Source organism: Streptomyces sp. NPDC059037, assembly GCF_042740015.1.
Taxonomy (GTDB): domain Bacteria; phylum Actinomycetota; class Actinomycetes; order Streptomycetales; family Streptomycetaceae; genus Streptomyces.
Window position 1 is genome coordinate 1 of record NZ_JBHYIG010000075.1, and the last position, 20,636, is coordinate 20,636.

At 71.3% G+C, this 20,636-nt stretch carries 22 protein-coding genes and 1 riboswitch; of the genes, 12 read left to right on the plus strand and 10 right to left on the minus strand.

Annotated elements, in window-relative coordinates; genetic code table 11:
• Positions 1–157: 157 nt before the first annotated feature.
• The 3 genes from ACFWY6_RS17770 to ACFWY6_RS17780 all read right to left on the minus strand — a co-directional run bounded on the left by ACFWY6_RS17770 (position 158) and on the right by ACFWY6_RS17780 (position 2,274).
• Positions 158–571: a DUF3040 domain-containing protein gene (locus ACFWY6_RS17770; RefSeq protein WP_266867945.1), complete on the minus strand. Its 414-nt coding sequence runs from the start codon at positions 569–571 to the stop codon at positions 158–160.
• Positions 572–845: 274 nt separating this feature from the next.
• Positions 846–1,616 (minus strand): methyltransferase, encoded by a 771-nt coding sequence (locus tag ACFWY6_RS17775; protein ID WP_384690927.1) that lies wholly within the window; start codon positions 1,614–1,616, stop codon positions 846–848.
• Positions 1,617–1,746: 130 nt separating this feature from the next.
• A complete protein-coding gene (locus ACFWY6_RS17780) occupies positions 1,747–2,274 on the minus strand; it encodes an SAV_6107 family HEPN domain-containing protein (RefSeq protein WP_384690930.1) in 528 nt (175 codons plus the stop codon).
• A 161-nt stretch (positions 2,275–2,435) separates the two neighbouring features.
• Between ACFWY6_RS17780 and ACFWY6_RS17785 the strand changes: the two genes are divergently transcribed.
• The 5 genes from ACFWY6_RS17785 (at position 2,436) to ACFWY6_RS17805 (ending at position 8,528) form a co-directional block, all read left to right on the plus strand.
• On the plus strand, positions 2,436–3,251 hold the full coding sequence (locus ACFWY6_RS17785) for an ATP-binding cassette domain-containing protein (protein WP_384690932.1): 816 nt from the start codon (positions 2,436–2,438) through the stop codon (positions 3,249–3,251).
• The gene (locus ACFWY6_RS17790) at positions 3,238–5,322 is read left to right on the plus strand and encodes a YhgE/Pip family protein (protein ID WP_384690935.1); all 2,085 of its coding nucleotides are present in this window, start codon (positions 3,238–3,240) and stop codon (positions 5,320–5,322) included. The genes ACFWY6_RS17785 and ACFWY6_RS17790 overlap by 14 nt, the downstream gene beginning before the upstream one ends.
• Before the next feature lie 29 nt (positions 5,323–5,351).
• Positions 5,352–5,969 carry a TetR/AcrR family transcriptional regulator gene (locus ACFWY6_RS17795; RefSeq protein WP_266867937.1) on the plus strand — a complete coding sequence of 206 codons (618 nt, stop codon included), beginning with the start codon at positions 5,352–5,354 and terminating at the stop codon, positions 5,967–5,969.
• A 372-nt stretch (positions 5,970–6,341) separates the two neighbouring features.
• Positions 6,342–6,956 (plus strand): DUF4126 domain-containing protein, encoded by a 615-nt coding sequence (locus ACFWY6_RS17800; RefSeq protein WP_266867935.1) that lies wholly within the window; start codon positions 6,342–6,344, stop codon positions 6,954–6,956.
• Between the two features lie 45 nt (positions 6,957–7,001).
• Positions 7,002–8,528, plus strand: coding sequence for a phytoene desaturase family protein (locus tag ACFWY6_RS17805; RefSeq protein ID WP_384690939.1), 1,527 nt, complete (start codon positions 7,002–7,004; stop codon positions 8,526–8,528).
• A 9-nt stretch (positions 8,529–8,537) separates the two neighbouring features.
• Here the strand turns inward: ACFWY6_RS17805 and ACFWY6_RS17810 are convergent, their stop codons facing one another.
• From ACFWY6_RS17810 to ACFWY6_RS17830, 5 genes are all read right to left on the minus strand, one after another.
• A complete protein-coding gene (locus tag ACFWY6_RS17810; protein ID WP_384690942.1) occupies positions 8,538–9,401 on the minus strand; it encodes a hypothetical protein in 864 nt (287 codons plus the stop codon).
• A 45-nt stretch (positions 9,402–9,446) separates the two neighbouring features.
• Positions 9,447–10,367 (minus strand): methylenetetrahydrofolate reductase [NAD(P)H], encoded by a 921-nt coding sequence (gene metF, locus ACFWY6_RS17815; protein ID WP_384690945.1) that lies wholly within the window; start codon positions 10,365–10,367, stop codon positions 9,447–9,449.
• Between the two features lie 88 nt (positions 10,368–10,455).
• Positions 10,456–11,106, minus strand: coding sequence for a thiamine phosphate synthase (gene thiE, locus ACFWY6_RS17820; protein WP_266867929.1), 651 nt, complete (start codon positions 11,104–11,106; stop codon positions 10,456–10,458).
• A gap of 87 nt (positions 11,107–11,193) precedes the next feature.
• A complete protein-coding gene (locus tag ACFWY6_RS17825) occupies positions 11,194–11,559 on the minus strand; it encodes an Rv2175c family DNA-binding protein (RefSeq protein ID WP_360763222.1) in 366 nt (121 codons plus the stop codon).
• 51 nt (positions 11,560–11,610) lie between these two features.
• Positions 11,611–12,777, minus strand: a complete 1,167-nt coding sequence (locus ACFWY6_RS17830; RefSeq protein ID WP_384690993.1) for an NAD(P)/FAD-dependent oxidoreductase — start codon at positions 12,775–12,777, stop codon at positions 11,611–11,613.
• Between the two features lie 185 nt (positions 12,778–12,962).
• Positions 12,963–13,076: riboswitch (TPP riboswitch) on the plus strand.
• On the opposite strand from ACFWY6_RS17830, the gene thiO reads away from it, so the two are divergent.
• The 6 genes from thiO (at position 13,074) to ACFWY6_RS17860 (ending at position 18,841) form a co-directional block, all read left to right on the plus strand.
• Complete coding sequence (thiO, locus tag ACFWY6_RS17835; protein WP_384690950.1) at positions 13,074–14,264, plus strand: glycine oxidase ThiO; 1,191 nt, start codon at positions 13,074–13,076, stop codon at positions 14,262–14,264. It overlaps the preceding riboswitch by 3 nt.
• A complete protein-coding gene (gene thiS, locus ACFWY6_RS17840) occupies positions 14,261–14,470 on the plus strand; it encodes a sulfur carrier protein ThiS (RefSeq protein WP_266867923.1) in 210 nt (69 codons plus the stop codon). Before thiO ends, thiS begins: the two co-directional genes overlap by 4 nt.
• Positions 14,471–14,476: 6 nt before the next feature.
• Positions 14,477–15,271: a thiazole synthase gene (locus ACFWY6_RS17845; RefSeq protein WP_266867921.1), complete on the plus strand. Its 795-nt coding sequence runs from the start codon at positions 14,477–14,479 to the stop codon at positions 15,269–15,271.
• A gap of 90 nt (positions 15,272–15,361) precedes the next feature.
• Entirely contained in the window at positions 15,362–17,314 is a 1,953-nt protein-coding gene (gene pknB, locus ACFWY6_RS17850) for a Stk1 family PASTA domain-containing Ser/Thr kinase (protein ID WP_384690954.1), read from the plus strand.
• Between the two features lie 168 nt (positions 17,315–17,482).
• Positions 17,483–18,367, plus strand: coding sequence for a deoxyribonuclease IV (locus ACFWY6_RS17855; RefSeq protein WP_384690957.1), 885 nt, complete (start codon positions 17,483–17,485; stop codon positions 18,365–18,367).
• Between the two features lie 9 nt (positions 18,368–18,376).
• Positions 18,377–18,841, plus strand: a complete 465-nt coding sequence (locus ACFWY6_RS17860; protein ID WP_384690959.1) for a DUF4396 domain-containing protein — start codon at positions 18,377–18,379, stop codon at positions 18,839–18,841.
• Positions 18,842–18,868: 27 nt separating this feature from the next.
• Here the strand turns inward: ACFWY6_RS17860 and ACFWY6_RS17865 are convergent, their stop codons facing one another.
• Positions 18,869–19,501, minus strand: a complete 633-nt coding sequence (locus ACFWY6_RS17865; RefSeq protein WP_266867914.1) for a sulfite oxidase-like oxidoreductase — start codon at positions 19,499–19,501, stop codon at positions 18,869–18,871.
• A 167-nt stretch (positions 19,502–19,668) separates the two neighbouring features.
• On the opposite strand from ACFWY6_RS17865, the gene bfr reads away from it, so the two are divergent.
• Entirely contained in the window at positions 19,669–20,148 is a 480-nt protein-coding gene (gene bfr, locus ACFWY6_RS17870) for a bacterioferritin (RefSeq protein ID WP_384690963.1), read from the plus strand.
• A gap of 14 nt (positions 20,149–20,162) precedes the next feature.
• Here the strand turns inward: bfr and ACFWY6_RS17875 are convergent, their stop codons facing one another.
• A complete protein-coding gene (locus tag ACFWY6_RS17875) occupies positions 20,163–20,402 on the minus strand; it encodes a bacterioferritin-associated ferredoxin (protein ID WP_266867912.1) in 240 nt (79 codons plus the stop codon).
• Positions 20,403–20,636: the final 234 nt, after the last annotated feature.

A 20,636-nucleotide genomic window follows, 5' to 3' on the forward strand; every position in this document is an offset into this window, starting at 1 on the left:
TCAAACACCCCCCTGCTGTCAAGCGCCCCCCACAGTGGTTACACACGGATTCCCACAGGGGGCTCAAAAAACATTCCTCCCGAACCCCACACAGTGGTGGCCGACGGCTGACGGAAAGATCAGCTACGGAGAGATCGGCTGGGCGAAGCCCAGAAGTTCATTGCCCCTGTTGCTCGTCGCGGCGGCGCTGCCACCGCTGCTCGATCCGGTCCATCACCGACCGGCGTTGCCTGGTCTGCCGACGGGCGGGAGCGCCGCCCGGCGCCGTGGCAGCACCGGCTGCGGGCTGTTCGCCAGGCTTGGGCGCTTTGCGCCATCCAGTGACCGCGAGCACCGCACATCCCAGCATGACGAGGAATCCCACCACGCTGACCCAGATCAGCTGGGCGACCATTCCGGCCATGAGAAGGGCGATACCCACAAGGAAGCCCGCGACCGCTTGGTAGACCCGTCGCCGGGTGTACGTACGCAGCCCGCTTCCCTCGAGCGCTGTCGCGAACTTGGGATCTTCGGCGTACAGCGCTCGCTCCATCTGCTCGAGCATGCGCTGCTCGTGCTCCGAGAGCGGCACGGAGTCCTCCTCATCGTGCAGTCGCCGGGGCGACCGGGGGTCCCCTTCAGGATAGGCAGGGAATCGCCCCCGTGAAACCCGCCCCTCTGCGCCAACTTCGCCAAACCGGACCGCCCTGCCGCTCCGGCTCGCTGAAGCGTGCATTCCCCAGCTGCCGGTCCGGCATGCCGGACGGTCTGCCTCGATCATACGGCGCTCGTAGCCCGTTCGGAGGGTGTGTGCCGTACTCCATGTGCCGCTGCGCCCCTGATCAGCGCGGCGGCCAGGGCGGACATCAGGCCTCGTCGGCATCCCCGGTCTCACCGAGCACATGCAGCTGGGTGGCCACGGCATGGAAGGCGGCGAGCTCCGCGGCCGCCGCCTCCAGCTTGAGCAGGGCCTCCAGGGCGCCGGGCTCGGTGTCCACCAGGACGCCGGGGACGAGGTCGGCGAAGACGCGCACGCCGTGCACCGCGCCGACCCGCACACCCGCGTCCTCGACGAGACCGGTGAGCTGCTCGGCGGTGAACCGCCGGGGCACGGGGTCGCCGTCGCCCCAGCGGCCGGCGGGGTCGCCGAGCGCCTGCCTGGCCTCGGTGAAGTGCCCGGCGAGCGCCCTGGCGAGCACGGCCCCGCCGAGGCCCGCGGCGAGCAGGCTGAGGGTGCCGGAGGGACGCAGGGCGCCGACGGCGTTGCGTACGCCCTCGGCGGGGTCGTCCACGTACTCCAGGACGCCGTGGCACAGCACGGCGTCGTACCCGCCGCGCTCCACGACGTCGAACAGGCCGTGTACGTCGCCCTGGACGCCGCGCACCCGGTCGGCGACGCCGGCCTCGGCGGCCCGGCGCTCGAGGGCGAAGAGCGCGTTCGGGCTGGGGTCGACGACGGTGACGGTGTGGCCGAGGCGGGCGACGGGCACCGCGAAGTTGCCACTGCCGCCCCCGGTGTCGAGCACATCGAGCGACTCGCGGCCCGTGGCCTTGACCCGGCGGTCGAGAGCGTCCTTGAGGACCTCCCAGACCACGGCGGTACGGAGAGAAGCGCGGGGGCGCATCGGGTCCGACACGGCAGTTGACTCCTCGGCGCGTCCACCGCGTGGTCCGCGGCGGAGCTAGGGGGGTTCCCTCCTCTCGGCCGATGAGCGGCCCAGGAGGGTGCGGGCGTTCCCACCCTATTGCCTTCGGCCGACTGCCCCGTCACCCGGCGTCCGGCGGCTCCTGCCTGGGCTGGGGCAGCACGGGCTGCAGCACCAGCATCCGCTCGACCAGGCGAAGGAACATCGCGGTGTCACGCATCAGGTCGTCGGCGTCGCGGGTGGTGGCCGCGCCCCGTATGCCCGCCTCGGCGCGGGCCCTGCGCGCGGCGCCCGATGCGAACAGGGCGCTCCACTCCGTCAGTTCGGGCGCTATCTCCGGGAGCACTTCCCAGGCGCTGCGGATCCGCTGCCTGCGGCGCGGTGTCGTCTCGGGGCGGCCACGGGCGGCGAGGACGGCGGCCGCGGTGCGCAGGGCGGCGAGGTGGGCGGTGGCGTAGCGCTCGTTCGAGGTCTGCAGGTGCGCTGCCTCGTCGAGTCCGGCGCGGGCCTGGGCGAGCAGTTCGAGTGCGGCGGGCGGGGCCGTGGCCCGGCGCAGGACGGGGTGGACGTCGCTCGCCGGGCCGGTCAGTGAGGGGGCAGGGCCGACGGGGCGGTGCCGACGTGCGGCTGCTGCGGAAGTGCTGGCCATGACGAACCTCCTGTCGTCGCGTGACGGCTCAGTGGCCGTATGTGCCCATCGTGAAGTACGCCACTGACAATCGGCTCTGACCTGCGACTTTGCCTCGATCACGGCTTCGCGCTAGTTTTTGCACTGACCAGTCAGTTCAAAAGAGGGTGCGAGGGGGGACCGTGGACGGTCCGACGGACGACGGTCGGCGGGGAGCCGCTGTCACAGCCAAGGGCTTCGGCCTGAAGGGGCCGCGGGGCTGGGCGTTCCGCGGGGTCGATGTCGACGCGGAGCCGGGGGCGCTGATCGCGGTCGAGGGGCCATCGGGGTCGGGCCGCACCTGTCTCCTGCTCGCACTCACCGGACGTATGCGCCCGACCGAGGGCGATGCCTCGGTGGGCGGCTTCCGGCTGCCCAAGCAGCTCGCGGCGGTGCGCCGGATCAGCGCGCTCGGGCCCGTGCCCGGCGTCACGGATCTCGACCCGGCACTGACCGTCGCCGAGCATCTGCACGAACGGGCGCTGCTGCAGCGGCGGTTCGGCGGCTCGCTGCGGGATCTGCTGAAGCCGCGGGCCGAGCGGGCGACCGAGGCACGGCTGCGGATCGACACGGCGCTGACCGCGGCGGGACTCGACATGGAGTCGCTGCCCAAGGGCCGGCGCACCTCCGTACGCGATCTGGAACGCCTGGAGGCGCTGCGGCTCTCCGTGGCCCTCGCGCTGATCGGGCGGCCGCGGCTGCTCGGCGTCGACGACATCGACCTCAAGCTCTCGGACGCCGAACGGGTGGCGGCCTGGGCCCTGTTGAGGTCGATCGCCGAGCGCGGCACCACGGTCGTCGCGGTGTGCAGCGAGGCACCCGATGACGCGGTCGTCGTGTCCACCGAGCGACCCGCCGACGCCGACGGCGACGGCGAGCCCGAAGCCGCATCCGAAGCCACCGAGACCGAGACCGAGCCCGAGACACACGACAAGGAGGCGGCCGATGCGCGCGCCTAAGCTGGCCTCGCTCGAGCTCAGGCGCTTCGGCAGGGGGAAGCTGCCCCGAGCGGCGCTCGTCGCCCTCCTGCTGCTGCCCCTGCTGTACGGCGCCCTGTACCTGTGTTCCTTCTGGGACCCGTACGGCCGTCTCGACCGGATACCCGTCGCGCTCGTCAACGACGACAAGGGCGCCACCGCCGGGGGCAAGAAGCTCGCGGCGGGCGACGGCATCGTCGACGGGCTGCGGGACAGCAAGACCTTCGACTGGCACGAGGTGAGCGCCGCCGAGGCGCGCGACGGCGTCGAGGACGGGACGTACTACCTGTCCCTGACGATGCCGTCGGACTTCAGCAAGCGCATCGCGTCGAGTTCGGGCGGCTCCCCGGAGACGGGTGCCCTGCAGGTCAGGACGAACGACGCCAACAACTACATCGTCGGGCAGATCTCGCGGACGGTCTTCTCCGAGGTGCGTACGGCAGCCTCCACGAAGGCATCCCGCTCCTTCCTCGACAAGATCTTCATCTCGTTCTCGGACATCCACGGGGCGACCGCGAAGGCCGCCAAGGGCGCCGACAAGCTCGACGGCGGCATCGGCAAGGCGAAGAAGGGTTCGAAGGACCTCGCGAAGGGCCTGAAGGACGCCAAGGACGGCAGCGGCGATCTGGCCGGAGGCATCAAGAAGCTCCACAAGGGCGCGGGCGAGCTGAAGGACGGCTCGAAGAAGGTCTCGGACGGCACACAGAAGCTGGCCGACAAGGTCAACGGCACCGCGGACCAGGTGCGGCCCTTCCTGAAGGACAACGGCAAGACCATCGGGGACACGGCGCAGCTCGTCGCCGACTCCTCCAAGGCGATGCGCCACAACCTGGACACCTGGGTCAAGCTCGCGCCCGGGGCGGCCAAGAGGGCGGCTGACGGCTCCAAGGTCATCGGCGACCTCTACACGGAGCAGTGCGAGAAGGCCCCCCTTCCCTCCCCCTCCTGCCCGAAGCTCAAGGAGGCCAAGAAGTCCGCGGAGAACGTGTCGACCATCGCGGACGACATGAACACCTTGATCAAGGACCAGGACAGCGACGTCAAGGCGCTCGACAAGCACCTCGCCACGCTGCAGAAGAAGTCGCAGGCACTGGCCGACCGCGCACCGCACCTCGACGAGGACCTGGAGACCGCGATCACCCAGATCAACGGCCTCAACAAGGGCGCGGGGAAGGTCGCCAAGGGCGCCAAGAAGCTGCACACGGGCCTCGGCACCGCCAAGACCGGCTCCGTCGACCTCGACGAGGGCGTCGGCAAGCTCAAGACGGGCGCGAACGACCTGGAGGGCGGCCTGTTCAAGCTGGCCGACGGCTCCGGGAAGCTGGCGAGCGGACTGCACGACGGCGTCGAGCAGATCCCCGACTACGACAGGAAGGACCGCGACCAGCGCACCGACGTGATGGCCGACCCCGTGCAGCTCGCCTCCCAGTCGATGCACAAGGCGCCCAACTACGGCACCGGTTTCGCCCCGTACTTCATCCCGCTCTCCCTGTGGGTCGGCGCGATGGTGGCGTACATGCTGATCCAGCCGCTGAACCGGCGCGCGCTCGCCGCGGGCGCGTCCGCCTGGCGGATCGCGTTCGCGGGCTGGCTGCCGGTCGCCGCCCTGGGCGTGCTGCAGACGGCCGCCCTGATGTCGGTCCTGCACTGGGGCCTCGGCCTGCAGATGGCGCGTGCGGCCGGGACCGTGGGCTTCCTCTGCCTGGTGACGTGCTGCTTCGCGGCGATCGTGCAGTGGCTCAACGCACGCTTCGGAGCGGCTGGGCGGATCCTCGTCCTGGCGGTCCTGATGCTGCAGCTGACCTCGGCGGGCGGCACGTACCCCGTCCAGACCAGCCCGTCCTTCTTCGGCGCGATCCACCCCTTCTTGCCGATGAGTTACGTCGTCGACGCGCTACGGAGGCTCATCACGGGCGGCGGACTCGGCCCCGTCTGGCAGGCGTGCGCGGTGCTCACTGCCTTCACGCTGGGCGCCCTCGCGCTCACCGCGCTCTCCGCGCGCCGCAAGCAGGTGTGGACGCTGGACCGACTGCACCCGGAGCTGAGCCTGTGAGCACCGCAAGACCTGTGAGAATCGGGCCCATGGACAGCAGCGCAACCAGCACCCGGCGCGAGGCCACCCGGCAGAAGCTCTACGAGGCGGCCGTCACGCTCATCGCCGAGCAGGGCTTCTCGGCCACGACGGTCGACGAGATCGCCGAGCGGGCCGGGGTGGCGAAGGGCACGGTCTACTACAACTTCGCGAGCAAATCGGTCCTCTTCGAAGAGCTCCTTCGACACGGCGTCGGCCTGCTCACCGCCTCCCTGAAGGAGGCGGCCGAGAAGGCCGACGCGAGCGGCGGCAGCAAGGTCGACGCCCTGGACGCGATGATCCGGGCCGGCCTGGTCTTCATCGACCGCTATCCGGCCTTCACCCAGCTGTACGTCGCCGAGCTCTGGCGCACCAACCGGGCCTGGCAGTCCACGCTGATGGTGGTCAGGCAGCAGGCGGTCGCCGTGGTCGAGGACGTACTGCGCGGAGGCGTCGAGAACGGCGAGCTCAGCGAGGAGATCGACATCCCCCTGACGGCCGCCGCGCTCGTCGGGATGGTCCTCGTCGCGGCGCTCGACTGGCAGGCCTTCCAGCCGGAACGCTCGCTCGACGACGTGCACTCGGCGCTCTCACGGCTGCTGCAGGGCCGGGTGAGCGGAGGCCGCTGAGCGGCACACAGAAGGCCGGACAGCACACAGCAGAGCGCCGGTCCGGTGCCACCCGATCTCCAGGCGGCGCCGGACCGGCGCTTCTCGTTCCCCCGAAACCCCCGTTCGGCCCCGGGCGGTCATCCCCGAGTCACCCCCGTGCCTCGCTCCCACCTTCGGTGGGGTGGGAGGAGCGGCCAAGGGCGCTGCGCGGTTCCGCCGCCCCGTGTCGGCGGTACCGGCGCCGCGCCCTTCTCCGTGCCCCTCACTCTTCCGTCTTCGCAGGTCGGGACCCATCCGCGTACGTACTCATCTCCCTCACTAGGTACGGATACTCAGGCCTGGGTGCTCAACCCCACGCCCGGGGGTCCGGCACTGGTTACGATCGCGTCCGTGTCCGTACTCCCCCTGGTGTTCACCAGTGGCTGGGCGAGCGGGATCAACGCGTACGCCGTGGTCCTGCTGCTCGGTGTCTTCGGCGCGACCGGCGTCACCGACGAGGTGCCCGAGTCGCTGCAGCGCACCGATGTGCTCGTCGTCGCCGGGGTGCTGTTCGCCTGCGAGGCCGTCGCCGACAAGATCCCGTACGTCGACTCGATATGGGACTCCGTGCACACGGTGATCCGGCCGGTGTCCGGCGCCGTGGTCGGGGCGCTGCTCGCGGGGCAGAGCGGCTCGCTGCCGGATCTGGCGGCCGGAGCGGTGGGCGGGTCGACTGCGCTGGCCAGTCACTGCGTCAAGGCCGGGACGCGGATGGCGATCAACAGCTCCCCCGAGCCGTTCAGCAACATCATCGTCAGCACGGCGGAGGATCTCGGGGTCGGCGGGATCATCAGCTTCGCGATGTTCTACCCGGAGGCCGCGGCGATCATCGCGGCGGTGCTGCTGCTCCTCGGGCTGCTGATACTGGTCTTCCTGATCTCGCGGATCCGGCGGTTCCTGCGGCGCAGGGCCCAGCGGCGCGAGGAGAAGCGGATCGCGGCGCGGCTGGGCCGGCCGCCGGACTGAGGGCTCCCGGCGTGACTGTCAGTGGTGGCCGATAAGGTTTTTCGCATGGCACGGATTGTGGTGATCGGCGCCGGGATGGGCGCGATGGCGGCGGCCGCCCGGCTGACCGTCGCGGGCCACCGGGTGGTGGTGCACGAGCGGTCGGGGACGTACGGCGGCGCGCTCGGCCGCGTGGAGCGGGACGGCTTCGCGTTCGACACGGGCCCAAGCCTGCTCCATCTCCCCGCCGTCTACCGCGACTTGTTCGTGAAGACGGGCAAGGAGCCGCTGGAGAAGGTCGTCGAGCTGTCCCAGGTCGAGCCCGCGGTCCGGCACGTCTTCGCGGACGGCACCACGGCCGATCTGCCGAACGCGTCCCGCGCGGGCGTCGGCGAGGCCCTGGACGCGGCACTCGGCAGCGGTGCGGGCGACCGTTGGTCGGCGTTCATGAACCGCGCCCGTGAGGCCTGGGACCGCACCCGCCGCCCCCTCCTGGAAGAGCCGCTCTGGCCGAACTGGCAGGTGCTGGCCGACCGCGAGCCCTACCCCTCGGTGCCCCACAAGCGCCTCCTGCGGCGCGAGCGCCGCGCGGCCACTCTCACCGAGGTCGCCGAGCTCGAACTGGGCAGCGACGCCCGGCTGCGCGCGCTCCTCGAGCAGTACGCCCTCGCGTACGGCCTCGATCCGCGGACGGCCCCGGCGAGCGCGGCCGTCCTGCCCTACCTGGAGCACACCTTCGGCGCATGGTCCGTGCGCGGCGGGATGCGCGCCCTCGCCCAAGCCGTGTACGAGCGGTGCCTGGCCCGCAGGGTCGAGTTCGCGTTCGACTCCGCGGTGACCCGGATCGTCGAGAAGGACGGCCGCGCGGCGGGCGTGGAGCTCGCGGACGGGACGGCGCACGAGGCGGACTTCGTGGTCGCCGGTGTCGCGCCCGGCGTACTGGACGGCCTGCTGTCCGGTGTATCCGGCATGTCCGGGGCATCCGGTGTGAACATACGAGCGGAGGGTGAGGTACCGGCCAGGTACGGACTGCCCAGCCGCCTCACGGTGCTCCTCGCACTGCGCGGAGCGCGGCCCGCGGGGACGCCGCACCGGACGGTGCTGCACACCCCCGACCGGCAGGACGAGCTCGACCGGCTCTTCGGGGACCGCCCGGGGCTGCCCGCCACGCCGACCGTCACGGTGCTGCGCCCCGACGACCCGTCGCTCACGCCCGACACCGGGCACGAGGCGGTCGCCCTCACGGTCACCGTCCCCGCGCACACGGAGATCACCGAGGCGGACGTGGACCGGCTGCTGACCCGCGCCGAGACGGCCGTGCCGGGGCTGCGGGAGCGGCTCCTGTGGCACGAGGTCCGCACCCCGGCCGACATCGCGGAGGCCACCGGCGCCGCAGGCGGCGCGGTCCCGCCCCCGTCCCTCGCGGCGGGCGAAGGCCGGCTGCTTCACCCGGCCAACAGCACGCGGGTGCCGGGGCTCTTCGCGGTCGGCGGCTGGTCGCACCCGGGCGGCGGGCTTCCGCACGCCGGCATGTCGGGCACGCTGGTCGCCGGGCTGATCGTGGAAGGACCGGAGTTCCGCGGCTCGCAGTGAGCGCCGGGGTCAGTAGCGGTACTGCTCGTTGTACCCCGCGTCGTACCCGTTCTGCCCGTTGACGTGCTGCTCGCCCTGGTGGGGATAGGGCTGCTCGGGCGGGAGTTCGCCCCCGTACGCCCCGTAAGGGTCGTCGACGCTGCGCTGCTGCGGCACCCAGACCCCGCCGGGCGGCGTCTCGCTGTAGCCACCGCCGCCATTGCCATTGCCGTACGGATCGGCGGCGGGATAGGGCGGGTACGGCTGCTGGTCGCCGTAGGTGTCGTAGCTCTGCTGGCCGCCGTAGGTCTGCGTCCCGATGTACGGGTCGGAATACGCGGCGTACTGCTGCTGTCCGGTCTCCCCGTAGGCGTAAGGCTGCTGCGGGTCGTAGCCCGCAGTGGCGTACGTGTCGTAGCCGTAGCCGCTGTCCTGGGCGGGCTGCTCCTGTGCGTACGCGGAGTCGCTGTACACGCCGTACTGCCCGGTGTCGTCCGGCAGCGGCTCCGGCGCGTAGACGCCCTCGCCAGGCGCGTGCGCGGGCGGCTCAGGCTGCTCGTACGCGAGGTCGGAGACCTGGAGCGTCGGGTCCTGGGCGGCGGCCCGTGGCGAGGTCTTGCGGCGCTTGCTCAGGCCGGGCTGGCCGCCGAGCGCCCAGCCGGTCGAGAAGCCGCGGCGGAACGACAGCGTCACGTACGTCTGACCCGTCGCGAAGGCGATCGCGCCGGCCCCGATGACGACCACCGACGGCATCAGGACGCCGATGACCACCCCGAGGAAGCCCCCGAAGGCGAGCAGGCGCCAGCGCAGCCGCGCCTTGTACTGCAGCAGCACCTCGCCCAGCAGCCACAGCGCGACACATCCGAACGCGATGTAGAGGACCGTCCAGCCCATGTACGCCCCTCTCCCCACGGCCGCCGCCCCGTGGGTACGGCCGTTTCAGGCCTGGTGGTGATGCAGGCCCAGATTCTCGTAGATTTCCAGCGTCGCCGTGGAGTTGTTGAGCGTGATGAAGTGCAGCCCCGGCACACCCTCGGCCAGCAACCGCGCGCAGAACTCCGTCGCGAACTCGATGCCAATGGAGCGTACAGCCGCCGGATCGTCTTTGGCTGTGAGGATGCGCTCTTTGAGCGCCGGCGGGAAAGAAGCGTTGCTGAGCTGGGGCAGCCGCTCCAGCATGCGCACGTTCGTCACCGGCATGATCTCCGGGATGATCGGCGTCGAACAGCCCGCGGCCTCGACCCGGTCACGAAGGCGCAGATACTCCTCCGGGTAGAAGAACATCTGTGTGATCGCGTAGTCGGCGCCCGCGCGGCACTTGTCCACGAAATGGCGGACGTCGGTGTCCCAGTCGTCCGACCGCGGATGCATCGCGGGGAAAGCCGCGACGCCCACGCAGAAGTCACCCGACTCCTTGATCAGCTGGACCAGTTCGGCGGCGTACGTGAGGCCTTCGGGGTGCTTGACCCAGTCGGCGAGCGGGTCGCCGGGCGGGTCGCCGCGGACCGCGAGCATGTTCCTGATCCCGGCGTCCGCGTACTGCCCGATGATGTTGCGCAGCTCGGCCACGGAGTGGTCGACCGCGGTCAGATGGGCGACAGGCGTGAGCGTCGAGTCGGCGACGATCTGCTCCGTCTCCTTGACCGTGCCCGCACGCGTCGAACCGCCCGCGCCATACGTCACGGAGACGAAGCTGGGAGCCACCGCCTCGACCCGGCGCAGCGCGTTCCACAGGTTCCGCTCGCCCTTCGGGGTCTTCGGCGCCGAGAACTCGAACGAGTACGTGGTCTTACCGGTCGCGAGCATGTCGCGCACGGTGCGTGCGCGATCTGTCCTGGTGGAAGCAGTGCCTAGGGCCATACGGGCAGGTTAGCGACGGGGTGCCGCACCGGCTAATCCCCGTCCACCTTACGGACAGCTTCCCCGGAGGATGGCCGAAGAACGCCGATCAGGCCGTACGCAGCCGCTTCGCGAAGTCCGCTGCGGCTGCGGCCGGATCGTCCGCCTCGGTGATGGCCCGGACGACGACGACGCGGCGGGCGCCCGCTTCGAGCACCTCGTCCAGATTGCCCGCGTCGATGCCGCCGATCGCGAACCACGGGCGGTCCGTGCCCAGCGACGCCGTGTACCGGACCAGGTCGAGACCGGGGGCGTGCCGTCCCGGCTTGGTGGGGGTTGGCCAGCAGGGGCCCGTGCAGAAGTAGTCCACGCCGTCCTGGACGGCCGCCGCCGCGGCCTCGGACTCGGCGTGCGTGGAACGGCCGATGAGGACGTCGTCGCCCAGGATGCGGCGGGCCGCGGGCACCGGCAGGTCGCCCTGGCCCAGGTGCAGCACATCGGCGCCGATGGCGTGCGCGACGTCCGCGCGGTCGTTCACGGCGAGGAGCTTGCCGTGCCGGCGTGCGGCGTCGGCGAAGAACTGGAGGTGCTCGAGCTCCTCGGCCGCCTCCAGGCCCTTGTCGCGCAGCTGCACGATGTCGACGCCGGCGCCGAGGACGGCGTCGAGGAACTCCGGGAGGTCTCCCTGGCGCTTGCGGGCGTCCACGCACAGGTAGAGGCGGGCGTCGGCGAGCTGCTCGCGGGCAGGCGTGATGGCCATGGAGTGTTCCCCCCGGGTGTCGGTGGCGGTGGCGTACGGGCCGCGTGGAGCGCGCTGCGGCCCGTACACCGCACGGTTCGGATCAGGTCAGACGGCGAGCGCCTGGGCGCGGCGCTTCACCTCCGTGCCGCGATTCTCGCTCAGCGCCTGCGCGGGCGTGCCCGGCAGGGTCGGGTCGGCGGTGAAGAGCCACTCCAGCATCTCTTCGTCGGAGAAGCCGTCGTCCCTCAGGAGCGTCAAGGTGCCGGTCAGGCCCTTGACGATCTTGTCGCCGTCGATGAAGGCGGCGGGCACCTGGAGCGCGCGGTTCTCACCACGGCGCACGGCGATCAGCTGGCCCTCCTTGACCAGCTGGCGCACGCGCGTCACCTCGACGTCGAGCATTTCGGCGATGTCGGGGAGGTGGAGCCATGCGGGGACGAGAGCATCAGTCTTTGCGTCAATCTCGGTCACAGGACAAAGCGTATCCCCGGCGACTGACAGAGGGCGGCACAGTCGGCGCGGCTACTCCAGGACCGCCTTCTTGAGCGGCACCGACGGATCCGCCGCCTTGGCCGGATCGAGCCGCGCGCCGCTCTCGATCAGCTTGCGGCCCTGGGCGAGGTCCCGGGGGCGCCCCACCGCGAGGACGGCCACCAGGGCGCCCGCGCGCAGCCAGCACACCGTCCAGGCCGCACCCGCCGGGTCACCGCGCCACACCAGTGCGTCGGCGGAGCTGTGGTGTCCCGCGTACTGGACGAAGCGGCCGAACTGCTCGGACCAGAAGTACGGGACCGGGTCGTACGCCGCGGGGGCCTCGCCGATGATGTTGGCCGCGACCGTGCGCGGGCCCTGGAGGGCGTTGTCCCAGTGGTGGACGAGGAGACGCTCGCCATACCTTCCCGAAGGGAAGGAGGAGCAGTCCCCGACCGCGTACACGTCCGGTTCCGAGGTCCTCAGGTGGTCGTCGGCGACGACCTCCCGGTGGGCGCCGAGGGCGATCCCGGAGTCCGCGAGCCACTGCGTGGCGGGCCGGGCGCCGATGCCGACGACGACCGCGCCGGCGGGCAGCCGGGTGCCGTCGTCCAGGAAGACGGTGCCGGGCTCGACGCGCTCCACGCGCGCGTGGGTGCGCAGTTCGGCCCCGGAGTCCGCGTACCAGGCGGTCATCGGCGCCGCGACCTCGGCGGGCAGCGCCCCCGCGAGCGGCCGCTCGGCGGCCTCGACCACGGTGACCGCGCAGCCCGCCTCTCGCGCGGCGGTGGCGAACTCGGCGCCGATCCAGCCCGCCCCGACGACCACGATGTCGTGCTGCTCGGCGAGCACCGGGCGCAGCCGTTCGGCGTCGTCCAGGGTGCGCAGCAGATGTACGCCGGGGACTCCGGAGGCGCCCGGCAGCAGGATCGGCTCGGCGCCGGTCGCGATGACGAGGGCGTCGTAGGGAACCGGCCCCGAAGCGGTGTCGAGCTCGTGGTCCGCCGGGCGGACGCCCGTGACCTCGTGGCCCAGGCTCAGCTCGATGCCCAGCGCCTCGAAGTCGACGTCGAAGGCGGAGCCCTCCGCCTTGCCGAGCAGCACGGCCTTGGACAGCGGCGGCCTGTCGTACGGCTGATGGGGTTCCGCCCCGATGAGGGTGACCGCACCGGTGAACCCCTGATCGCGCAGGGCCACGGCGGTCTGCACCCCGGCCATCCCCGCGCCGACGATGACGACCTGGCGCTCTGCCTGCCTCTGCTGCTCGCTCACCCGATCACTGTAGGGCGGCACAGGACGCCGACTTCAGGGCGCGACGAGGAGATCTCTGACACACCGTCACCGCCCATACCCGGACAGCTCCCCCTACTGCCACCGGACACGACGGGCTAGGGTGGCCGGTGCAGAGCACTCGCGGGAGCCCGGACGCACCGGGCTGAGAGGGAGGCTGGGACGGCCTCCGACCGTACGAACCTGATCCGGGTCATGCCGGCGAAGGGAGGGGCTGGACACCCATGCATCCACGTACACCACCCCATGCGACGACGGACGTCCTCGTCGTCGGGGGCGGCATCATCGGCCTGGTCACGGCCTGGCGGGCGGCGCAGCGCGGCCTGTCCGTGGCGGTCGTGGACCCCGAGCCGGGCGGCGGCGCGGCGCAGGTCGCCGCGGGCATGCTGGCCGCGGTCACCGAGCTCCACTACGGCGAGCAGACGCTGCTCGGCCTGAATCTGGCCTCCGCGAAGCGCTATCCGGCGTTCGCGCAGGAGCTGACGGAGGCGAGCGGCCGCGATCTCGGCTACCGCGCCTGCGGCACGCTCGCCGTCGCGCTGGACTCCGACGACCGCGCCCATCTGCGCGAACTGCACGCCCTTCAGCGCCAGTCGGGGCTTGCATCGGAGTGGCTGAGCGGGCGCGAGTGCCGCCGACTCGAACCGATGCTCGCGCCCGGCGTGCGCGGCGGGCTCCGTGTGGACGGCGACCACCAGGTCGACCCGCGCAGGCTCGCCGCGGCGCTCCTGGTGGCGTGCGAGCGGGCCGGCGTGGTCTTCCACCGGGCGTGGGCGGAGCGCCTGACGGTCGTACGCGACCGGGCCACCGGTGTCGTCCTCGCCGACGGCGCCGCCCTGGAGGCCGACCGGACCGTGCTGGCCGCGGGCAGCCTCAGCGGACGCCTCACAGGGGTCCCTGAGGGGGTTCTGCCGCCCGTTCGCCCGGTCAAGGGGCAAGTGCTGCGGCTTACGGTGCCGGAGCGCCACGCGCCGTTCCTGAGCCGTACAGTGCGCGCCGTGGTCCGGGGCAGCCAGGTCTATCTGGTGCCGCGCGAGAACGGCGAGCTGGTGGTCGGCGCCACCAGCGAGGAGCTCGGCTGGGACACGACGGTCACCGCGGGCGGCGTGTACGAGCTGCTTCGGGACGCCCACGAACTCGTACCGGGCATCACGGAACTGCCGCTGACCGAGACCCGCGCGGGACTGCGCCCCGGCTCCCCCGACAACGCGCCGATGCTCGGCCCCACCGCCCTGCCCGGCCTCCAGCTGGCCACCGGCCACTACCGCAACGGCGTCCTGCTGACGCCCGTCACCGGCGACGTCATGGCGCACGCCCTGGTCACCGGTGAACTGCCCGACGACGCACGGGCGTTCACCCCCCGCCGGTTCGCGACGACACCCTCGGCACAGTCCCTCATGGAGCAGCCCGCATGACCCACTCAGCCGTCTCAGTCAACGGAGAAGTCCGCGAGGTGGCCGCGGGCACCACGCTCGAGTCCCTGGTCGCCACGCTCACCGCGGCCCCGTCCGGCGTCGCCGCGGCGCTCAACGAAACCGTCGTCCCGCGCGCGCGGTGGTCCACCACGGCGCTCGCCGACGGCGACCGCGTCGAAGTGCTCACCGCCGTCCAAGGAGGCTGAACCGACATGGCAGACGACCCCTTCGTCATCGGCGGGCTCACGCTCTCCTCACGACTGATCATGGGTACGGGCGGTGCGCCCAGCCTCGACGTGCTCGAGCGGTCACTCGTCGCCTCCGGGACGGAGCTGACCACGGTCGCGATGCGCCGCCTCGATCCCGGCGTACAGGGCTCGGTGCTCTCCGTGCTCGGCAGGCTCGGCATCCGGGTCCTTCCGAACACGGCGGGCTGCTTCACCGCGGGCGAGGCCGTCCTGACCGCCCGGCTCGCCCGGGAGGCGCTCGGCACGGATCTGGTGAAGCTGGAGGTCATCGCGGACGAGCGCACCCTGCTCCCCGATCCGATCGAGCTCATCGACGCCGCCGAGACCCTGGTCGACGACGGCTTCACGGTCCTTCCGTACACGAACGACGACCCGGTCCTCGCCCGGAAGCTGGAGGACGTGGGCTGCGCGGCGATCATGCCGCTCGGGTCGCCCATCGGCTCCGGGCTCGGGATCCGCAACCCGCACAACTTCCAGCTGATCGTCGAGCACGCGCGCGTGCCGGTGATTCTGGACGCGGGGGCGGGCACGGCGTCCGACGCGGCGCTCGCGATGGAGCTGGGGTGCGCGGGTGTGATGCTCGCCTCGGCCGTGACGCGGGCGCAGGAGCCGGTGCTCATGGCGGAGGCCATGCGGCACGGCGTCGACGCGGGGCGCCTGGCCTTTAGGGCGGGGCGGATTCCGCGGCGGCATTTCGCCGAGGCGTCTTCTCCTGCGGAGGGCCTGGCCAGGCTGGATCCGGAGCGGCCGGCGTTCTGAGCGGCTGCGCCTGTTACAGGTCGGCTGCAGTCGGGCCCCAGGGCCGCCCGCGCGGGCATCGGTGTCAGCGGTGGCTCGTAGACTCCCCCCGTGGACACGACCCTTCAGGACCCGCTCGTCGGGCAGGTGCTCGACGGCCGATATCGCGTGGACGGACGGATCGCGGTAGGCGGGATGGCCACGGTCTACCGGGCCGTGGACACCCGCCTCGACCGCGTGCTCGCGCTCAAGGTGATGCACCCGACGCTCGCCGCCGACGTCTCGTTCGTCGACCGCTTCATCCGCGAGGCGAAGTCGGTCGCCCGGCTCTCGCACCCGAACGTGGTGGGGGTCTACGACCAGGGCACCGACGGTGCGTACGTCTATCTGGCGATGGAGTACATCGCCGGGTGCACCCTGCGCGACGTCCTGCGCGAGCGCGGCGCCCTGCAGCCGCGGGCCGCGCTCGACATCCTGGAGCCGGTGCTCGCCGCGCTCGGCGCCGCGCACCGCGCCGGGTTCGTGCACCGCGACATGAAGCCGGAGAACGTCCTCATAGGGGACGACGGCCGGGTCAAGGTCGCCGACTTCGGCCTCGTGCGCGCGGTGGACACCGTCACGAACACGACCGGCACGGTCCTCGGGACGGTCTCTTATCTCGCGCCCGAGCAGATAGAGCACGGCACGGCCGACACCCGCGTCGACGTGTACGCGTGCGGTGTCGTGCTCTACGAAATGCTGACCGGCGCCAAGCCGCACTCCGGCGAATCTCCGGCCCAGGTGCTCTACCAGCACCTCCACGAGGACGTGCCGCCCCCGTCGGCGGCCGTCCCGGGCCTCCCGGTGGAGCTCGACGAACTGGTCGCCTCCGCCACCGCCCGCACCCCGGACGTCCGCCCGCACGACGCGGTGGCGCTCCTCGGGCAGACCGGGGAGGCGCGGGCCGCGCTCTCCCTCGAGCAGCTGGACGCGGTGCCGCCGCAGGCGCGCACCACGGAGCACGACAACGCCGACGACCGTACGAGCGTGATCCCGCGCGCGGCGCGGTCCGTGCAGCTGTCGCTCCCCGCGGACGGCGATGACCAGCGGCAGGACCCGCTCAACCACACCAGCATCCTGGCGACACCGCCGCCGGCCCCGCCGCAGGCCCCCGGCCGCGGACGCGGGCGGTCCAACCCCCGCCGCGGGGTCCTGGCGATCGTCGCCGCCGTGCTCCTGGCGCTCGGCCTCGGCGCGGGCGTCTGGTACATCAACTCCGGCCAGTTCACGAACGTCCCGCCGCTCCTGGCGAAGACCGAGGCGGCGGCCAAGCAGCGGCTCGACGAGGCCGGGCTCGAGGTGAAGGACGTCAAGCGCGCGTACAGCGACACCGACAAGCGGGGCACGGTCATGGCCACCGACCCCAAGGCGGGCGAGCGCATCCGGGGCAACGACGGCGTGACGCTGACCGTCTCGCTGGGCCCGGAGATCGTCAAGGTCCCTGAACTCAAGGACACCCCGCTGGCCGCGGCGAAGCAGGAACTCAAGGACGCGGGGCTTGCTCCCGGCATGACGACCAGGGCCTTCAGCGACGAGGTCCGCAAGGGCTCCGTGATCAGCACGGACCCGGGCACGGGCACCAAGCGCAAGGCCGGCTCCGCCATCGCGATCGTCGTCAGCAAGGGCTCCCCGGTCGACGTCCCCGACGTGACGGGCGAGTCCGAGGCCGACGCGACCGCCGAGCTGGAGGACGCCGGACTCAAGGTGAAGATCGCCACGACGCGGGTCCACTCCGAGGAGGACAAGGGCGATGTCGCCGCCCAGTCCCCCAAGGAGGGCCAGAAGCAGCTCGCCGAGGGTGACACGGTCACGCTGCAGATCTCCAAGGGCCCGCAGATGGTCGAGGTCCCGGACGTCGAGGGCATGAAGGTCGACGAGGCCACGCAGAAGCTGACGGACGCGGGCTTCCAGGTCGACGAGGACAAGGGTCTGCTCGGCCTCTTCGGGGACACCGTGAACGATCAGTCCGTGGAGGGCGGCGAGGAGGCCCCCAAGGGGTCGACCATCACCATCGAGATCCGCTAGGTCTGGCCGGGGGCCTTCTGCGGGGGCTCAGCGTCCCCCTGCGGGGGGGGGCATCGTGGCTCGGTTATCGCCTGCGAGTGCGTCGTGGCTGGTCGCGCAGTTCCCCGCGCCCCTTCGGGGGCGCATCCGCCGAAGGACCGGCCCCGCACGCATGCCACCCTGGACCCTGTGAGCAGCAACAAGTCCCCCAGCGCAGCATCCCGCAACCCCGTCGGCGGTCATGTCCCCGTGGCCGGCGGGCTCGCCTCCGTAGGGCTCTCGTACGCCCGTGAGATGGGCGCCGAGACCGTCCAGGTCTTCGTCGCCAATCCGCGCGGCTGGGCCACGCCGCCCGGCAATCCGAAGCAGGACGAGGAGTTCCGCGCGGCCTGTGCCGCCGAGCGGATTCCCGCGTACGTCCACGCGCCCTATCTCATCAACTTCGGCTCGCACACCGAGGCGACCGTCGAGAAGTCCGTGGAGTCCCTGCGCCATTCGCTGCGCCGCGCCCGCGAGATCGGCGCGCTCGGCGTCGTCGTGCACACCGGCTCCGCGACCGGCGGCCGGGACCGCTCCGTCGCGCTGAAGCAGGTGCGCGACCGGATGCTGCCGCTGCTCGACGAGCTGACGCACGACGACGATCCGTATCTCCTCCTCGAGTCGACCGCCGGGCAGGGCTTCTCGCTCTGCTCCCGCACCTGGGACTTCGGCCCGTACTTCGAGGCGCTCGACGCCCACCCGAAGCTGGGGATCTGCCTGGACACCTGCCACATCTTCGCGGCGGGCCACGACCTGACCGGGCCGAGCGGCATGCACCAGACCCTCGACCTCCTGGTCGACACGGTCGGCGACGGCCGGCTGAAGCTGGTGCACGCCAATGACTCCAAGGACGTGGTCGGCGCCCACAAGGACCGCCACGAGAACATCGGCACCGGCCACATCGGCGAGGACCCGTTCCGCGCGCTGATGGCCCACCCCGCGACCGACGGCGTACCGCTGATCATCGAGACACCGGGCGGCAAGGAGGGGCACGCGGCGGACGTGGCGCGGCTGAAGAAGCTCAGGGACGGCTGAGGGCTTCCCATGCAGCAGCACGCGCACGGCATCGGCAAGGTCAGCTGGCGCATGGCGGCCCAGGCGACGCTGCACTGCCTCACCGGGTGCGCCATCGGCGAGGTCCTCGGCATGGTGATCGGCACCGCGCTCGGCTGGGGCAACGTGCAGACGATGATCCTCGCGATCGTCCTGGCCTTCTTCTTCGGCTACGCCCTGACCCTGCGCGGCGTTCTCAAGGCCGGGGTCGATTTCAAGACGGCGTTCCGGGTCGCACTCGCCGCGGACACCCTGTCCATCGCGGTGATGGAGCTGATCGACAACGCCGTGATCGCGTTCTGGCCGGGAGCGATGGACGCCCATCTCTCGGACCCGATGTTCTGGTGGATCCTCGCCATCGCGCTCGCCGCCGCGTTCGTGATCACCACTCCGGTCAACAAGTGGATGATCGGCCGCGGCAAGGGCCACGCGGTGGTGCACCAGTACCACCACTGACCAGCGAAATCAGCGGCGTACGCAGGACTAGAGCTCGGGGCCGTCCCCGGGCTCTTCCTGGTACGAGTACCGCTGCTCGGCCCAGGGGTCGCCGACGTTGTGATAGCCGCGCTCCTCCCAGAAGCCGCGACGGTCGGCCGTCATGTACTCGATGCCGCGGACCCACTTGGGGCCCTTCCAGGCGTACAGATGGGGCACCACGAGCCGCAGCGGGAAACCGTGCTCGGCGGTGAGCAGTTCGCCGCCCTTGTGCGTGGCGAAAATCGTGCGGTCGGAGGCGAAGTCGGCCATCCGCAGATTCGAGCTGAAGCCGTACTCGGCCCAGACCATCACATGCGTGGCATTGGGCGCGGGCGGCGCGATGTCGAGCAGCGCACGCGCGGGCACCCCGCCCCATTCGGCGCCGAGCATGCTGAATTTCGTGACGCAGTGCAGATCGGCGACGACGGTGGCGTACGGAAGAGCCGAGAACTCCTCATGCGTCCAGCAGTGCTTCTCGCCGTCGGCGGTGGCCCCGAAGACCCTGAACTCCCAGCGCTCCGGGCGGAACTTCGGCACCGGGCCATAGTGCGTGACCGGCCAGCCGCGCTGCAGGCGCTGTCCCGGTGGAAGCTCCGGCTCCGCTGCTCTCCGAGATGCGTGATCCGCCGGCTGACCCATGCCTCCATCCTGACAGACCCGGGGCAGTGGACGTGACCAGGCAGCCCCCGCCCAAACGCTGATTCGGGCAACTCCTACTAAGCGTGCACTTACTGGACGACCTCCGAACACCGGTGCAAAGATGCGCGCTACCTGGCCAGTCAACACACTTGGAAGGAGCCTCTGCGATGCAGGGCGACCCCGAGGTCATCGAGTTTCTCAATGAGCAGCTGACCGCCGAACTGACGGCGATCAACCAGTACTTCCTTCACGCGAAAATGCAGGAGAACTTCGGCTGGCCGAAGCTCGCCAAGTACACCCGGGCCGAGTCGTTCGACGAGATGAAGCACGCCGAGACGCTGACCGACCGGATCCTGTTCCTCGACGGCCTGCCCAACTACCAGCGGCTCTTCCATGTCCGGGTGGGCCAGACGGTCACCGAGATGTTCCAGGCCGACCGGCAGATCGAGGTGGAGGCGATCGACCGCCTCAAGCGCGGTGTCGAGGTGATGCGCGGCAAGGGCGACATCACGTCCGCGAACATCTTCGAGTCGATCCTCGAGGACGAGGAGCACCACATCGACTATCTCGACACCCAGCTGGAGCTGATCGAGAAGCTGGGCGAGCCGCTCTACATCGCGCAGCTCGTCGAGCAGCCGGAGAGCTAGCCGGCTCCGGGAAGCTAGGCAGCTTCCGGAAGTTCCGCCTCCGGAGCGAGGGCCACCGCGGGAGTGCCCTCCTTCACCAGCTCGCGAGTGGGGCAAGCGCCCCGGCCGAGCAGTGCCTGGATGCGTCGTACGCACGAACCACAGTCCGTGCCCGCCTTGCAGGCCGACGCTATCTGGCGGGGGGTGCACGCACCGTCGTCCGCATGCTTCTTCACCTGCTCTTCGGTGATGCCGAAGCAGTTGCAGACGAACATGCGGTTCACCTCCCCGGTGCGTCATCGATCGGGATCGACGGCAGGATCTATCAGTGGCGCCCGTCCCGATTGATCGGTGAGGCTAACCTAACCTTACCCGCCGCTTCCTGCTCGCAAAAGCCCCGGATACGCCGGTGGGGGGGGGGGGGCAGCAGTGACCCGCCCCCCCCCCCCCCCCCCGCGGCGAGAAGTGGTGCCGGGGCCACGCCCCCCCCCCCCACGCCCCGGGCGCGC

Excerpts from the sequence above, each read along its gene's own strand:
- ACFWY6_RS17790 (WP_384690935.1), top strand. The coding sequence starts at position 3,238 with ATGCGCGCGCCTAAGCTGGCCTCGCTCGAGCTCAGGCGCTTCGGCAGG.
- ACFWY6_RS17845 (WP_266867921.1), top strand. The coding sequence starts at position 14,477 with ATGGCAGACGACCCCTTCGTCATCGGCGGGCTCACGCTCTCCTCACGA.
- metF (WP_384690945.1), bottom strand. The coding sequence starts at position 10,367 with ATGGCCCTAGGCACTGCTTCCACCAGGACAGATCGCGCACGCACCGTG.
- ACFWY6_RS17875 (WP_266867912.1), bottom strand. The coding sequence starts at position 20,402 with ATGTTCGTCTGCAACTGCTTCGGCATCACCGAAGAGCAGGTGAAGAAG.
- ACFWY6_RS17810 (WP_384690942.1), bottom strand. The coding sequence starts at position 9,401 with ATGGGCTGGACGGTCCTCTACATCGCGTTCGGATGTGTCGCGCTGTGG.
- thiO (WP_384690950.1), top strand. The coding sequence starts at position 13,074 with ATGCATCCACGTACACCACCCCATGCGACGACGGACGTCCTCGTCGTC.
- ACFWY6_RS17865 (WP_266867914.1), bottom strand. The coding sequence starts at position 19,501 with ATGGGTCAGCCGGCGGATCACGCATCTCGGAGAGCAGCGGAGCCGGAG.
- ACFWY6_RS17805 (WP_384690939.1), top strand. The coding sequence starts at position 7,002 with ATGGCACGGATTGTGGTGATCGGCGCCGGGATGGGCGCGATGGCGGCG.
- ACFWY6_RS17795 (WP_266867937.1), top strand. The coding sequence starts at position 5,352 with ATGGACAGCAGCGCAACCAGCACCCGGCGCGAGGCCACCCGGCAGAAG.
- thiS (WP_266867923.1), top strand. The coding sequence starts at position 14,261 with ATGACCCACTCAGCCGTCTCAGTCAACGGAGAAGTCCGCGAGGTGGCC.
- ACFWY6_RS17860 (WP_384690959.1), top strand. The coding sequence starts at position 18,377 with ATGCAGCAGCACGCGCACGGCATCGGCAAGGTCAGCTGGCGCATGGCG.
- ACFWY6_RS17780 (WP_384690930.1), bottom strand. The coding sequence starts at position 2,274 with ATGGCCAGCACTTCCGCAGCAGCCGCACGTCGGCACCGCCCCGTCGGC.
- thiE (WP_266867929.1), bottom strand. The coding sequence starts at position 11,106 with ATGGCCATCACGCCTGCCCGCGAGCAGCTCGCCGACGCCCGCCTCTAC.
- ACFWY6_RS17830 (WP_384690993.1), bottom strand. The coding sequence starts at position 12,777 with ATGGCCGGGGTGCAGACCGCCGTGGCCCTGCGCGATCAGGGGTTCACC.
- bfr (WP_384690963.1), top strand. The coding sequence starts at position 19,669 with ATGCAGGGCGACCCCGAGGTCATCGAGTTTCTCAATGAGCAGCTGACC.